Below are 14965 nucleotides of genomic sequence, written 5' to 3'. Positions count from 1 at the left end.
CCCTTATTTTTTGCGTTCATGCTCTAAAAATAAATCTGGACGAAAAAATTTCGTTTTGCAAGACGCCAAAGTAGTTTTTAAACTTGCAATTCTAGCGTGATTACCCTTTAAAAACTCTGAAGGAGTATAAAATTTTTTATTTTTTTTCTCAAAAATAAAAGGTTTTGAAAAAGCAGGCGCTTCGAGTAAATTATTTTCAAAGCTTTCTTCTTCCAAACTTTCCATATTTCCTAAAACCCCGTTAACATTTCTTAAAATTGCATCACACATTACAAGCGCAGGTAATTCTCCTCCAGTTAAAATAAAATCCCCTATACTAAAAACTTCATTCGCAAAAATTTCAAGCACTCTTTCATCTATACCTTCATAGCGCCCACATACAAAAACTATATGTTCTTTTTTACTTAAGCGTTTGGCGTCTTTTTGATTAAAGGTTTTACCACTTGGATTTAAAAAAATAAAATAGGGATTTTCTTTTTTTTCTTGAATACTTCTTAGCACCTCATACATAGGTTCAGCTTGCATCAAAAGTCCAGCTCCACCACCTATTTTATAATCATCGACTTTATGATAAGAATTTTTAGAAAAATCTCTTGGATTATAAAAATTAAGTTTGAAAAGTTTTTTTTCTTTTGCTCTTGCAAGTATAGAATCTTGAAAGTAAAATTCCATAAGATTAGGGAACAAAGAAACGAAACTAAATTTCATGAATTTTCTAAAATTAAAAAAGCATCTTGCGTGCAAAAAATCTGTCGTTTTTCTATATCTATATTTTTAACAAATTTATCCAAATATGGAATAAAAAATATTTTAGGATATTTTTTTTCAACCCATTTTTCATCACTTTGAATTTCAAATAAATAAGAAGCTCCAGTTTCCAAGATATCAACCACTTTACCTAATCTTTTATCTTCTTCAAAAACTTCACACTCTAAAATATCAAAATAAAAAAACTCATCTTTTTTTAATTTACAAGTTTGTCTGCTTTTCTCGATACTCTGAAAAAGAATAAGATTAGTTAATTCTTTGGCCTTTTCTATATCTTCATAATTTTCAAATAAAACAGTAGAATTGTTTGCATTATAATGCTTAATCTTTAACATTTCTTTGGTGTTTTTTATAAAAAAAGTAGCATCTTTTTTAAATTGAGAAGAAAAGTCGCTCAGGTTATGCAATTTTACATAACCCTTAAGACCCACAGTTTTACCAAGTTTTGCAACTTGAACAAAATCTTTTTCACTCAAGTGCTTTTACCGTTACTCTATAAGAACTTGCATCCTTGCTCTTATAAGCAGAGATTACGGTTTTTATAGCATTGATCATTTTTCCATTTTTACCTATAAGCTTACCTGTATCAACCTTATGTGCAAAAAGAACAATCTCAAAAAAATTTTCACTTAATTCAATTTTTTGAGTATCAATCTGTTCAGGATAATCTGCAATTAATTTTGCGTATTCTCTAAGAAAATTCTCTACCATGATTATTTGCTAGTGATAGAAGCAACTTTATCGCTAAGTTTTGCACCAACGCTTTTCCAATAAGCTAAACGCTCTGCATCAACTTTAATTACTTCAGGTTCTACCATAGGATTATAATACCCAATACTTTCTATCCAACCACCATCACGACGTTTTCTACTGTCCGTAACTACAATACGATAAAATGGTCTTTTGGTTCTACCCATTCTTGTAAGTCTAATAACTGTCATTTACACTCCTTAAAAATTAAAAATTTTATTTATAGATACTATAAAAAGTATTTATAAATAAAATTTAAAACTGTCTTCTAGCTTGACTCATCATTTGTGTCAAACTCTCCATTCCTTTTTTACCTGAAAATCTTTTTGCAAGTTTTGCTGCATTGCTAAATTGTTTTAAAAAACGATTGACTTCTACCTGAGAAAGACCTGCTCCCTCTGCTATACGACGCTTTCTAGCATTATTTAATAAATCAGGATTTTCTCTTTCTTTTGGAGTCATTGAAGAAATCATTGCTTTAATGCGTATGATTTCTTTAGAATTATCCAAATCTATATCTTTTACCGCATTTGCCATTCCACCAAGTCCTGGTATCATACCGATTAAAGACTTCATACTTCCTAATTTTTTAATACTTTCCATTTGGTTAAGAAAATCATTAAAATTAAATTCACCTTTTTTAATTTTTTGATTGAGTTTTTTAGCCTCTTTTTCATCAATAATCGCAGCAGTTTTTTCAGCTAAAGTTGCCAAATCACCCTCACCCATAATACGACTTACTATACGATCTGGTATAAAAACTTCTAAATCTGCTACTTTTTCACCCACACCAATAAATCTTAAAGGAATACCGATTTGTTTTGCTATACCTAAGGCTACTCCACCTTTAGTATCTGCATCAAATTTTGATAAAATTACCCCACTGATACCTAAAACTTCATTAAAACTAGCAGCAGTCTTAACCCCATCTTGACCACTCATTGCATCAGCAACATAAAAAATCTCATCAGGATTTAAGACATCCTTAACTGCTCTTAACTCATCCATCAAAGCTTCATCTATAGCCAAACGTCCAGCAGTATCCACAAGCAAAACATCCACCATAGAACTTTCAGCCTTTTTTAAAGCCTCTTTAGCAACCCTAATAGGATCTTTTTCATTTTCTATGAAGAAAAGTTCAATTTCATTAGCTTCACAAAGTTGTCTTAGCTGCTCCACTGCCGCTAAACGCTGTAAATCACAAGCTGCAACTAAAACTTTTTTATTGCGTAATTTTAAATAATTTGCAAGTTTGATAGTGCTTGTAGTCTTACCGCCCCCTTGCAAACCTGCCATTAGAACTACTGTTGGGGGTTTAGAAGCAAAAACAAAACCTTGATTTTTGCCATTGACACTTAAAATATTTTCTAAATTTATTTTAATGGCATTTAAAAATTGTTTTTGACCTATTCCGTTTTGCTTTGCATCTTCTTCTATCAAAGTCAAAAGCTCTTTAGTTACCTTATGGTGAACATCTGCTTTTAAAAGAGCTTTTTTTAAGGTTTCTAAAGCGTTCTTAAGTGCTTTTTCATCATCAACAAAACGTAATTTATTAATCGCTGATTTAAAAGATTCGCTGACTAACTCAAACACTTTATCACCTTTCTATAAAATTTTTAAATTAAACCTTGCATTATACAAAATTTTTTCTTAAATGGCTTTAAAAATCTAAATTTTTTATATCAAAGCCAAATTTTGCAAAACCACTATCTAAATTAGCCCTAAAATGATAATTAAAAATTTTAATTTCATAGCTATGCAAATACATTCTATCGCTTGAAATTTTAGCATATTTTTCATCACCTACAACGCCATGTTTTATAAATTTAGCATGCACTCTGATTTGATGAGTTCTACCTGTTTGAATAACTATTTTTGCTAAGGTTTTTTTTGACTGCATCATGATAGGAGTAATGATACTTAAGGCACTTAAACCATCTTTTGAAACTTTACTTAACGCCCCGCCTTTTACTTTTATAGTAAAAATAGGTTCATTCACTTCAACCTCTTCAGCCAAAACCCCATCTAAAACCGCAATATAACTTTTATAAACCCTGTGTTTTTTAAATTCTTCTATACAAAGCTTTCTAAAATCTTCATCTTTACAAAGCAAAATCACACCACTTGTTTCTTTGTCTAAACGATTTAAAAGCTTGGCATTAAATTTTTTCTCTAAATCTTCACTCACATAAGCATAAGGTTTATTAATAGCAATAATCTTATCATCTTCAAAAATAATTTGAGGATTTTTAGCTTTTATCACATTAAATCTTGCCTTATCGCTCATCAAAGCTCTAGCAACCACAACTTTTTTTCCATATGAAAAAACACAACCCTTATCAATCAAATCTTTAGCTTCACGATTTGAAATTTTTTCTTGCAAAGCTAAGAGTTTATAAGCTTTTTCTTGCATCAATTCCCTTTTGTATAGTTTGTATGATAAGATCTAAATTTTCTTTTTTGGAAATTTTAGCTTTTAAATTTAAATAATGAACTTTATCATTTAAATCCTTTAATTTTTCACAAAAATATACATTTTCCACTTCTTCAAACAAAACCTTTTGATTGTGAATAAATTTCCCACTGATTAATACATTGTCAAAATATGCCGCTTCTATAGGATTGTGTCCTCCTATGCCTTCTATGAAAGAACCTCCAAGCACAACAACATCAGAAATTGCATAAAAATTTACAAGCTCCCCTAAAGCATCTAAAAGCAAAATTTTTTTAGAAAATTTCTTATTTTCATCTTTTAAAGAACTAAATTTTTCAAATTCTAAACCTTTGTTTAAAAGCAAATTTTCAACTTCTTTAAAACGTTCAGGGTGTCGTGGGGCGATAATGAGTTTTTCATTTTCTTCTAGTTTAAAATGATCAAGCAAAAGCTCTTCTTCATCTTTATGCGTACTGGCAAAAATGATAAGTTTTTCCTTAGGTTTGGTATAAATTTTATTATTTTTAATTTCTAAATTTGCCTTAATATTTTTAAAAATTTTAACATTTTTAGCTCCCAAACTTTCAAGTCTTGCTTTATCTAAATCACTTTGAGCAAAAACTTCATCAATATAAGAAAAAATTTTTTTATAAAAAAAAGAAAATCTTTGATAAGAATGATAAGACTTATCAGATATTCTCGCATTAAGCAAAATAATCTTAGCCTTATAAATACGTGCTATAAAAACAAGCATAAGCCAATATTCTGCTTCAAAAATTACCAAAACCTTACAAGGCTTAAGCCAAAAAGGCAAAAAATTTTCAAAAGCAAGATAATTTACCTTTTTACAAAATTCTTTTGCACATTCAAAACCTGTTTGAGTAATAGTAGTTATTCTTGAATCAAATTTCAAAACCAAAGCTTTAATACTTCTTACCTCCCCGTAAGAACAAGCATGAAAATGTACATCAGCTTTTTCTTGATGTAAATTTTTATAAAGAAAAAATCGAGATTTTAAACTAATTTTGTATTTGGATTTTAAAAAAGAAAGTAAAAGAATAAAGACGGCACAAAATAAAAATGCCGTCCAAGTTAAAAAATAATAAAAAAAGATCAATTTTGTTCTTCTTGCTCTTTATAAAGAATTCTTCCGCAATGAGGACAAGTTACAATCTCTTCACCTTTTACAACGGACAGATAAGTCTTATCGTAAATTTTCATAAAACATCCATAGCATGCTTGTTTTTTAACAGGAACTACAGCAGTATTCTTCGCCCATTTGCGAATTTTCTCATAAAAACTTAAAACTTTTTGATTCATCTCACTCACAAGTTTAGTTTTTTTATCATAAACACTCATTCTATCTTTTTCAAGAACTTCCATTTCAGATTTAATGCTTACTCTAATCTCGTTAATATTTTGCTCTTGTTTGATTTTTTCTTCTTCAAGTTCTTTTTTATAAGTTTCTTTATTCTCTAAAATTTTATCTAGTCTTACAATCTCATCATTTGCAGCGTCTAATTGCTCTTTTGCAATATCTTCTTCAATTTTTAAAGCATTAGCTTCTTTTTCTGTTTTTACCACACCACTTTTTTTAGAAAGATCTTTAATTTTTGCTGAAAACTCGGAAATATGAGCATTATTTTGTATTTTTTGATTTTCTATATCTTTGATTTCTTCATCGATTTTTTCTAAATCTGCGTTGATTTTTTCTATTTTTAACTCAGCATCTTTTAAAGTCTTATTAATACTGTCTATTTTTGGTTCATAACTATCAATTTCTTGATCTATTTTTGATAAAAGCACTAATTGTTCGAGATATTTATTCATTTATTTTCCTTAAAAATATTGAAATGGATTTTTTGAAACTGTTATTATAACTTGTAGCGGCAAATTTTTCAAGTCTTTTGCTAAACATTGAGAAAAATATCTCTCACTTTCAAAATGACCCAAATCAATAAGACTGATTTGATTACTAAGCGCCTCTAAAGCTTGATGATATTTAAAATCTCCACTTAAAAAACAATCCGCATCTACTTTAGAAATTAAATCCCCGCCACTTCCAGTACATATAGCAATGCGCTTAATGTCTTTTTTGCCACAATCACTTACACGTAAAATTTGCAAATTTAACTTTTTTTTCACCCAGTCACACAAAGCTTCAAAAGACATAGAATTTTCCACATAAATTAAAAATTTATCTTTAAAAGAAATTTTAAAACCTAAAATTTCTTCCGTAAAATAAGTATTTAAATGACTTAAATCGTAATTTGTATGCATACTGATTAAAGAAATATTTTTATAAATCATTTCTTTGATAAAAGCCCTAGGATAAGTCTTGTCATATAAATCTTTTAAACCTTTAAATATCAAAGGATGGTGTGTGATAATTAAAGAATTTTCACTCGCTTCTTTAATGATATTTTCATCAATATCTAAGCTTAAATAAACAGTTGAAATTTCACTATCCCTATCTCCAAGCAAAATTCCACTATTATCCCATGATTCTTGGATATTAAAGGGACTTAATTGATCTAAAAAATTATAAATTTCACTCAGCTTCATTTAAATTTTTCTTATAAATTTCAGCACAATTTTTTGAAAGTTCACGAATTTTTAACATATAATCTTGTCTTTGTGCTACAGAAATTGCTCCTCTTGCATCTAAAAGATTAAAAGTATGTGCAGCAAGCATACAATAATCATAAGCAGGTAAAGCTAGTCCTTGTTCTAAAATATTTTTACATTCTTTGTAAGAATTTTCAAACTGCTCATTTAAGATTTTAACATCACTTACTTCAAAATTGTATTTACTAAATTCATATTCACTTTGCTTATGCACATCTGCGTATTTAATTTTTTCTCCATTAAATTCACTCCAAACTATATCATAAACATTATCAACATTTTGAAGATACATGGCTATTCTTTCAAGACCATAGGTAATTTCAGCACTTACTAAATCTACTGCTATACCGCCAACTTGCTGAAAATAAGTAAATTGAGTAACTTCCATACCATCAAGCCATACTTCCCAGCCTAAACCCCAAGCACCCAAACTTGGACTCTCCCAATTATCTTCAACAAAACGAATATCATGACTTTTTAAATCAAAACCCAAATTTTCAAGACTTTTAAGATATAATTCTTGAATATTATCAGGACTAGGTTTAATTAAAACTTGAAATTGATAATAAGCACCTAAGCGATTAGGATTTTCACCATAACGTCCATCAGTAGGCCTTCTACTTGGAGCCACATAAGCAGCTGCCCAAGATTTTTTTCCTAAACTTCTTAAAAAAGTTGCTGGATGAAAGGTTCCTGCACCTGCTGGCATATCATAAGGTTGCATAATCGCACAACCTTGCTCTTGCCAATAATTTTGTAAATTAAGTATCATTTGTGAAAAAGTCATTGTATCTCTCTTTATTGTTCCATATTTTCAATAGGTTTTTCTAAATTTTTATTCATTTCCAAATCAGGCTCTGTCTTAGCTCCAAAAATTTCTGCAGTTTTACTCCACATTAATTTATATTTACGCTTGAGAAATTCTATCTCTTCACGCGCATGTTTTAACTCATTGTTTAAGGTTTCTATAGTTTTTCTATCTTCATCATAAAGCTCTTGCATAGAATAAAGGGCATCTTTTAAAAATTTATTTTCATTTTTTAATGCTTCAAGTGTTTCATCTTTAGCATCTAAAACTTTTTCATGTAAATTTAAAATAGTTCCTATTGTTTTTTCAACAAAACTTTCTCCTGCTAAAGTCATTGAATTTACCATTGCAGTTTGAGATTTTGCAGAACTAGGCACTACACTAAAAGTACCTTGATGGGCTTCGATGTAAATTTTACCCTCTTCTTCTTTAAAATTTAAAGCCCCATTGGCCATCATACCCTTAACCACATCTTCATTTAAATGCACAAGTTTACAAAATTCTTCAAGTTCAAGATAGGTTTGCATTTTTATCCCTTATAATAAAACTTCTACTTCTTTTGAATCAGATACAAGTTTTTTTTCTTTTTCAAGACGATCTTCTTTAAGCTTTTGTGCTAAATCAACATCATAAATAGCTAAAATTTGCATAGCCAAATAAGCAGCATTGATTGCTCCAGCCTTACCAATAGCTAAAGTTCCTACAGGAATTCCACTAGGCATTTGCACCGTAGAAAACAAAGAATCCATACTTGCAAGATTGCTTCCTGACATAGGCACTCCTAAAACAGGTTTTGTTGTATAAGCTGCAACAGCTCCAGCTAAATGCGCTGCCATTCCAGCTGCTGCTATAAAAACCTTCACACCTTTTTCTTCAGCATTTGCAATATACTCTTTTGTTCTTTTTGGACTACGATGAGCTGATGAGATGATAAGTTCATACTTTACACCAAAACTTTCTAAAGTTTTAGCAGCCTCTTTCATAGTCTCATAATCACTCTTGCTTCCCATTAAAATAGAAACAAAATTCATCTATATTTCCTTTCTTAAAAAACTTAATGCACTGATTTTATTTGGTAATTGGATTTCATGTTCATTACCGCTATGAATTTCGCTAAATTCTTTATTGTTTTTAGCAATAAGTTTTTTAAACTCTATAAAATATTTACCCTCTTTTTGATAAATTTTACCTAGTTCATTATCGCAAGTTTGAATCACATCGCCTAAAGGGGTTAAAATTTCATAAGGCGTGTTTAAAACGATTTTCCCTTTACATTTAAAAAATCTTCCATCTTCGCTTATAGCATGCACTTGATGAGAACCTTCTTCTATGCTTGTATTATGATTTTGTGTGTCGGTTTTTTCTAAAGGACGCGAAACAAGATAGCCATCTGTAAAACCACGATTTTTAAGTGTAGCAATCTCTTTTTCATACTTACTTGACTCAAATTTACCCTCTAAAGCATCTTGTATGGCCATTTTATAAGTCCTTGTTGTAAGCGCAACATAATATTCGCTTTTAGTACGCCCTTCTATTTTAAAAGCACTGATACAATTTTCTTGCATGATTTTTTCTATATAAGAACAAAGATTTAAATCTTTAGAATTAAAAATATGAGTACCATTTTCATCTTCTTCTAAGCGAAATAAAGTGCCATTTTCTGGATTTTTAGCATAAAGCTCATAATTAAATCTACAATCATTTGCACAAGATCCACGATTGCTCATTCTTCCACTTTGCACAGAGCTTATTAAACAACGCCCTGAATAAGCAAAACACATAGAACCATGCACAAAAGCTTCAAGTTCAATATCGCAATTTTCCTTTAAAGCTTTAGCGTCTTTAAGCCCTAATTCTCTGGCAATTACAACCCTTTTAGCACCCATATCCTTATAAACTTGAGCATCTAAATAATTTAAAATATTTGCCTGAGTAGAAACATGTAAAGAAATTTCAGGTGCAAGTTCTTTAACAAGACGCATAGCTCCAACAGAAGCTACAATAAAAGCATCAGGTTTCATCTCACGCAATTTTAAAATATGTCTTTTTAAACCTTCAATTTGAGAACTCAAATGAAAACCATTTAAAGTAACATAAATTTTCTTACCACGCTCATGAGTATATTTGATAGCTTCTTCAAAACTTTCATAATTAAATTCTCTTGCAGTGCGTGATCTTAAAGAAAAATTATTCACACCCGCATAAACCGCATCTGCGCCATAAGCTAAAGCAATTTTTAATTTTGTGAAATTTCCTGCAGGAGCTACTATTTCAGGAATGATCATTTTTGCCCTAAACTTGCAATTAAAGCTTCTATATCATCATTACTTACAACATCAGCAGTACTATCACCTTCAATATGCACTGCAGAACTTACACGTTTTTTATCATCAATTTTACCTTCAAATAAGGAACTCATATAACGGCTTAAAGCACGCATTACATTAATAACACGTTCGATTTTTTGACGATGTATATCTTGATACTGCATTGCATCCATTGCCATCATCACTTCATCTTGTCCGCTTTGAAGATTTCCGACAATCTCCTTAGAACTTTTTTTAGCTTGATTGTTTAATTCTAAAACTTCACTGAAACTTTCCACATTAGGAAATTTTTCATTAAGTTTAGAAAAAATATCAATATTTTTTTCTATTGCTTTATTTATTTCTTTGAGTAAACTTTCAGAATCCGCAAAAAAATTATTAATACTTTCAAGCTTATCCATCATTTCCGTTGCTTTAAGCTCGCTATCTTTTGTAACATCATCTAACTGATGTACAACTTTATGCTCCTGATTTGGTGGGGGTGGTGGCCATACTACACTAGGATTAGGTTTGTAATCAGCTATTTTGACATCTTCTAACATCAAAGCATCTTCTTCGGTATTCGATTCTTCGGTTTTTACCTCTGCTTCTGTCTCTGAATCAAGATCAACATCACCATTCATCAAAGCATCAAGCTCTTCTTGAGTCATTTTTTTCCCTTTTTTAAATCTAGATTTTCAATAATTGCTCAAAATTATAATCAATTTTATCTAAAACAAAAATATAAATTTTTATTTTTTAATCTTTTTAAATTAAATTTTTAAATTTATTAAAAAAAATATATTAATTAAATCTTAATTAAAAATTTTATGATATAATTTTATAAATTTAATTACATAAAGGAGTAAAAATATGGGAAAATTTGTTAATAATATAGATGATTTTTTCAAATTTTGCAAACAAAATGAAGTGCTTTTTGTTGATTTTCGTTTTACAGATATGATAGGAACTTGGCATCATATTACCTATAATCTTCATGCAATCAATGAAGAAACATTTCAAACTGGCATTCCATTTGATGGAAGCTCAATTCATGGATGGCAACCTATAGAAAAATCAGATATGATTTTAAAACCTGATGCTCAAAGTGCTTTTTTAGATCCTTTTACGGCTGATCCTACTATCATAGTATTTTGTGATGTGTATGATATTTACAAAGGACAAATGTATGAAAAATGTCCAAGAAGCATAGCAAAAAAAGCAATAGAACACCTTAAAAATAGTGGCATAGCTGATACTGCTTACTTTGGACCAGAAAATGAATTCTTTGTTTTTGATAGTGTAAAAATAGTTGATACTACTCATTGTTCTAAGTATGAAGTTGATACCGAAGAAGGAGAGTGGAATGATGATAGAGAATTTACCGATAGCTACAATACTGGACACAGGCCAAGAAACAAAGGTGGATATTTTCCAGTTCAGCCAATTGATTCTTTAGTAGATATTCGTTCTGAAATGGTTCAAACCCTTGAAAAAGTAGGTCTTAAAACTTTTGTTCATCATCATGAAGTTGCACAAGGACAAGCTGAAATAGGAGTAAATTTTGGCACGCTTGTAGAAGCAGCTGACAATGTTCAAATTTATAAATATGTTGTAAAAATGGTAGCTCATTTAAATGGCAAAACTGCCACTTTTATGCCAAAACCTTTATACGGAGATAATGGCAATGGTATGCATGTTCATATGAGCTTATGGAAAAATGGAGTAAATTTATTTTACGATAAAGATGGATACAGTGGACTTAGTCAAACTGCTATAAATTATATAGGTGGAATTTTAAAAAATGCTAGAAGTGTTGCAGCTTTTACAAATCCAAGTTCCAACTCTTACAAAAGAATAGTTCCTGGCTTTGAAGCTCCTTGTATTTTAACTTATTCTTGCCAAAACAGATCAGCAAGTTGTCGCGTTCCTTATGGCATAGGTAAAAATTCAGCTCGTATAGAAATTCGCTTCCCTGATAGCACTGCTAATCCTTATTTAGCTTTTGTTAGTCTTTTAATGGCAGGTCTTGATGGAATCAAAAATAAAACCATTCCTGTGGGTCCTATGGATGAAAATTTATTTGATCTTACTTTGGATGAAATACGTGAAAAAGGGATAGAGCAATTACCACATACTCTAAGAGGAAGTTTGGAAGCTTTAATCCGACATAATTCTTATTTAAAACCTGTAATGAGCGATATTTTTATCGATGACTATCAGCATTTAAAATTTGAAACACAAGTTTGGCCAGTAGAAGCTCGTCCAACTGCTTATGAATTTAAAACTTGCTACTCTTGCTAAAAAATTTAATGGCGTTTAACACGCCATTAAACAAAAAAGAATTAAAAATTATTTATTTTATATCAACTATCGCTTAAGCTGATTTACAATTCCTAGCATATCATCACTTGTTGTAATGGCCTTAGAACCCGCTTCATAAGCTCTTTGTCCTGTGATAAGATCTGTCATTTCTTCAACAAGCTGAACATTACTAAGTTCTATAAATCCATGTCTTATTGTTCCAAGCCCATCTTGTCCTGCTATACCCGCAACAGGTGCACCACTTGCTCCTGTTTCAAGATAAAGATTATCACCCATAGAATGAAGACCCGCTGGATTTATAAACTGAACTAGCTCCACTTGGCCAATTTGAGTTTCTTGTTGCTCCCCTGGTAGCATTACAGAAACGGTTCCATCTGTAGCAACATTAATTGCTGTTGCGCCTTCAGGTATTGTCATTTCAGGTAAAAGTCTATAACCATCTGAATTTACAATATTACCTTCATTATCTTTTGTAAATTGCCCATTTCTAGTATATCCTATAGTGCCATCAGGAAGTTGTATTTGAAAAAACCCATTACCTGCAATAGCCATATCAAGACCATCAGTACTTGTTGATTTTAAATTTCCTTCAGTAAAAACTTTAGTTACCGCTGTTGGACGCACACCCACACCCACTTCTATACCCGAAGGAGAAAGAGTAGTAGCTGAAGTTGAAGTTCCTGCATACTTCATAACTTGATACATAAGATCAGCAAATTCTGCGCGACTTTTCTTAAAACCTGCTGTATTAACATTGGCGATGTTATTTGAAGTAACATCAATTTGTGTTTGCTGCGCTACCATTCCTGTAGCAGCAGTATGAAGTGATCTCATCATTTTTAATCCTTTTTTATTTTATTTTAAATTATTTAACAGCTGCAAGCTTATTGATAGCTTCTTGATTTAAGTCATCCATATGAGCTGTCATAACTTTTTGATACATTTCTACCATTCTGTTTGCTTCAATCAGTCCTACCATTTCAGTAACTGGATTAACATTTGATCCCTGAGAAAAACCTTGGCGAATAGCATTGGAGTTTTTCAAATCTCTAATACGGGTTAGATCATCTATTTTATAGACATTATCCCCATCTTTTTGCAAAGCTCTTATATCATCTACTTGTGCTACAAATAATCTTGCATTTTGAGCTCCATCAACTTCAATGCTTCCGTTTTTATCAACGCTAATTTGAACAGCACCATTAGGAATGCGTATGCCAGCATTCTGAGGATTATTAAAATAATCACTACTTAATACCTTGTATCCTTGCTTATTTACCAAATAACCCTCATCATCAAGTTGAAAATTTCCATCTTTGGTTAATCTTACTTCTCCATCTTTGGTCTGAACCAAATAAAAAGCATCTTCTCTAGTCATTGCCAAATCCAAAGGATTGTTTGTGGCCTTTAAAGAACCTAGGCTAAAATCCGTATATTCTTGAGAAACTTGTGGGATTCCATCTATTGTAGTATTTACAAAACGAGATGCATCTCTTGTGTGATTTTCTATAGGCAACTCATCCTGAGTTTCTTTAAAAATCCTTTTAAAATCTGCAATAACCACATCATCTCTTTTGTATCCGCTTGTATTAATATTGGCAAGATTATTAGTAATCACATCAAGTTTATTAAACTGAGTTACCATTCCGCCAGTTGCTTGATAATATCCATTTTGCATATTTTCACCTATAAATTTAAGATTTTATAACTATAAAAGCAAAGAGTGTTCCAACTTTTAAAAACAAAGAAAAATAAATATTTGAAAGATTATTAGGAGAGAATTTTAAACTATAAAAAGCAAGATTTGACTCAATCTTGCTTTAAAAATCAATTTTAATCCATTTGACGACGCAAGAAAGTTGGTGTTTCAATTTGCGCCATTATCTCTTCATCGTAACCACCGCTTACCTTTTTAAGACTTAAATAAGGATTTTTCTTAGAAGCTTGAGCTTCTTCGGTAGATTTTTTAGCTACTGTATCTTTATCTTCAAACCCTGTCGCAATAATAGTTACTTCAACTCTATCTTCCATGCTATCATCTGTAGTAGAACCAAAAATAATCTTAGCATTTTCATCAACAATTTCTTGTATACTATTTGCTGCTGCCGAAATTTCAAACAAAGAGCAATTAGAACTTGTTTTAAAATGTAAAATAACTCCCTTGGCACCTTTAATATCCATTCCATCAAGCAAAGGAGATTCTATAGCGTTTGAAAGAGCCTCTTCTATAGCATTTTCACCGCTAGCACTACCAACACCCATAAGCGCGAGTCCGCGATGACTCATGATGGTTCTTACATCCGCAAAGTCAACATTAATATCTCCATTATCAAGTAAGATAGACACCATACCTTTTACAGCACGAGCTAAAATATCATCAACCAACCTAAAAGCATCTTTAATACCTGCTTTTTTATCAATAATGCTCAATAATTTTTCATTTTGAATTACAAGAATAGAATCACTTTCTTTTTTAAGCTCAAGGAGACCGCTTTCAGCAAGTTTTTTTCTTTGTTTTCCTTCGAATGCAAAAGGCATAGTTACAACAGAAACAGTTAAAGCTCCAATCTCTTTAGCTGCTTGTGCAATAACTGGAGTGGCACCCGTTCCAGTACCTCCACCAAAACCTGAAGCAATAAATACAATATCACTTTGACTAAGACTTGCTTTTATTTCTTCAAAACTTTCTCTAGCACTTTCTGCACCTACTTCAGGAAGCATACCAGCGCCCAAACCTTTAGTTTTTTTCTCGCCAAGTTGAATTTTAGTTTTTGCTAATGAAATTGAAATAGCTTGTGCATCAGTATTCGCTGCAATTAAATCAAGATCATTTAATCCCATTTTAACCATATGGTTAATCATATTACCGCCACCGCCACCGCAGCCTATAACCTTAATTTTTGCACCTTTATTATGTTGCATTTCTTCTACTAAAAATTCACTCAT

18 protein-coding genes are annotated in these 14965 nt (G+C 31.0%); 1 reads left to right on the top strand and 17 read right to left on the bottom strand.

The window, feature by feature from the left end:
* Positions 1-3: 3 nt before the first annotated feature.
* The 14 genes from trmD to FBF02_RS03455 form a co-directional block, all read right to left on the bottom strand.
* Positions 4-708 carry a tRNA (guanosine(37)-N1)-methyltransferase TrmD gene (gene trmD, locus FBF02_RS03520; protein ID WP_002868040.1) on the bottom strand — a complete coding sequence of 235 codons (705 nt, stop codon included), beginning with the start codon at positions 706-708 and terminating at the stop codon, positions 4-6.
* Complete coding sequence (gene rimM, locus FBF02_RS03515; RefSeq protein ID WP_002852323.1) at positions 705-1244, bottom strand: ribosome maturation factor RimM; 540 nt, start codon at positions 1242-1244, stop codon at positions 705-707. Before rimM ends, trmD begins: the two co-directional genes overlap by 4 nt.
* Positions 1237-1479: a KH domain-containing protein gene (locus FBF02_RS03510; protein WP_002852144.1), complete on the bottom strand. Its 243-nt coding sequence runs from the start codon at positions 1477-1479 to the stop codon at positions 1237-1239. Before FBF02_RS03510 ends, rimM begins: the two co-directional genes overlap by 8 nt.
* A 2-nt stretch (positions 1480-1481) precedes the next feature.
* Entirely contained in the window at positions 1482-1709 is a 228-nt protein-coding gene (gene rpsP / locus FBF02_RS03505; protein ID WP_002852274.1) for a 30S ribosomal protein S16, read from the bottom strand.
* 64 nt (positions 1710-1773) lie between these two features.
* The gene (gene ffh / locus FBF02_RS03500; RefSeq protein ID WP_002852163.1) at positions 1774-3111 is read right to left on the bottom strand and encodes a signal recognition particle protein; all 1338 of its coding nucleotides are present in this window, start codon (positions 3109-3111) and stop codon (positions 1774-1776) included.
* A 67-nt stretch (positions 3112-3178) separates the two neighbouring features.
* Positions 3179-3931 carry an RluA family pseudouridine synthase gene (locus tag FBF02_RS03495; RefSeq protein ID WP_002852134.1) on the bottom strand — a complete coding sequence of 251 codons (753 nt, stop codon included), beginning with the start codon at positions 3929-3931 and terminating at the stop codon, positions 3179-3181.
* The gene (gene waaA, locus FBF02_RS03490; RefSeq protein WP_168940570.1) at positions 3912-5069 is read right to left on the bottom strand and encodes a lipid IV(A) 3-deoxy-D-manno-octulosonic acid transferase; all 1158 of its coding nucleotides are present in this window, start codon (positions 5067-5069) and stop codon (positions 3912-3914) included. The genes FBF02_RS03495 and waaA overlap by 20 nt, the downstream gene beginning before the upstream one ends.
* A complete protein-coding gene (locus tag FBF02_RS03485) occupies positions 5066-5782 on the bottom strand; it encodes a zinc ribbon domain-containing protein (RefSeq protein WP_002852139.1) in 717 nt (238 codons plus the stop codon). Before FBF02_RS03485 ends, waaA begins: the two co-directional genes overlap by 4 nt.
* A 9-nt stretch (positions 5783-5791) precedes the next feature.
* Complete coding sequence (locus FBF02_RS03480) at positions 5792-6517, bottom strand: Nif3-like dinuclear metal center hexameric protein (RefSeq protein WP_002852315.1); 726 nt, start codon at positions 6515-6517, stop codon at positions 5792-5794.
* The gene (gene glyQ, locus FBF02_RS03475; RefSeq protein ID WP_168940569.1) at positions 6504-7367 is read right to left on the bottom strand and encodes a glycine--tRNA ligase subunit alpha; all 864 of its coding nucleotides are present in this window, start codon (positions 7365-7367) and stop codon (positions 6504-6506) included. Before glyQ ends, FBF02_RS03480 begins: the two co-directional genes overlap by 14 nt.
* An 11-nt stretch (positions 7368-7378) precedes the next feature.
* Positions 7379-7915: a DUF3972 domain-containing protein gene (locus tag FBF02_RS03470; protein WP_002852251.1), complete on the bottom strand. Its 537-nt coding sequence runs from the start codon at positions 7913-7915 to the stop codon at positions 7379-7381.
* A gap of 9 nt (positions 7916-7924) precedes the next feature.
* The gene (purE, locus tag FBF02_RS03465; protein ID WP_002852194.1) at positions 7925-8419 is read right to left on the bottom strand and encodes a 5-(carboxyamino)imidazole ribonucleotide mutase; all 495 of its coding nucleotides are present in this window, start codon (positions 8417-8419) and stop codon (positions 7925-7927) included.
* Positions 8420-9673 carry a peptidase U32 family protein gene (locus FBF02_RS03460; RefSeq protein ID WP_002852318.1) on the bottom strand — a complete coding sequence of 418 codons (1254 nt, stop codon included), beginning with the start codon at positions 9671-9673 and terminating at the stop codon, positions 8420-8422.
* Positions 9670-10365, bottom strand: a complete 696-nt coding sequence (locus tag FBF02_RS03455; RefSeq protein ID WP_002858514.1) for a hypothetical protein — start codon at positions 10363-10365, stop codon at positions 9670-9672. Before FBF02_RS03455 ends, FBF02_RS03460 begins: the two co-directional genes overlap by 4 nt.
* Before the next feature lie 202 nt (positions 10366-10567).
* Between FBF02_RS03455 and glnA the strand changes: the two genes are divergently transcribed.
* Positions 10568-11998 carry a type I glutamate--ammonia ligase gene (gene glnA, locus FBF02_RS03450; protein ID WP_002858636.1) on the top strand — a complete coding sequence of 477 codons (1431 nt, stop codon included), beginning with the start codon at positions 10568-10570 and terminating at the stop codon, positions 11996-11998.
* 66 nt (positions 11999-12064) lie between these two features.
* Here the strand turns inward: glnA and flgG are convergent, their stop codons facing one another.
* The 3 genes from flgG to ftsZ all read right to left on the bottom strand — a co-directional run bounded on the left by flgG (position 12065) and on the right by ftsZ (position 14965).
* Positions 12065-12856, bottom strand: a complete 792-nt coding sequence (gene flgG / locus FBF02_RS03445; RefSeq protein ID WP_002852142.1) for a flagellar basal-body rod protein FlgG — start codon at positions 12854-12856, stop codon at positions 12065-12067.
* 28 nt (positions 12857-12884) lie between these two features.
* Positions 12885-13697, bottom strand: a complete 813-nt coding sequence (locus tag FBF02_RS03440) for a flagellar hook-basal body protein (protein ID WP_002858501.1) — start codon at positions 13695-13697, stop codon at positions 12885-12887.
* Positions 13698-13852: 155 nt separating this feature from the next.
* Positions 13853-14965: a cell division protein FtsZ gene (gene ftsZ, locus FBF02_RS03435; RefSeq protein ID WP_002852071.1), complete on the bottom strand. Its 1113-nt coding sequence runs from the start codon at positions 14963-14965 to the stop codon at positions 13853-13855.

The sequence above is a fragment of the Campylobacter sp. CFSAN093226 genome, assembly GCF_012897595.1.
Taxonomy (GTDB): domain Bacteria; phylum Campylobacterota; class Campylobacteria; order Campylobacterales; family Campylobacteraceae; genus Campylobacter_D; species Campylobacter_D jejuni.
The sequence above is the reverse complement of the archived record's forward strand: the minus strand, read 5'-3'. Positions and strand labels throughout refer to the sequence as shown.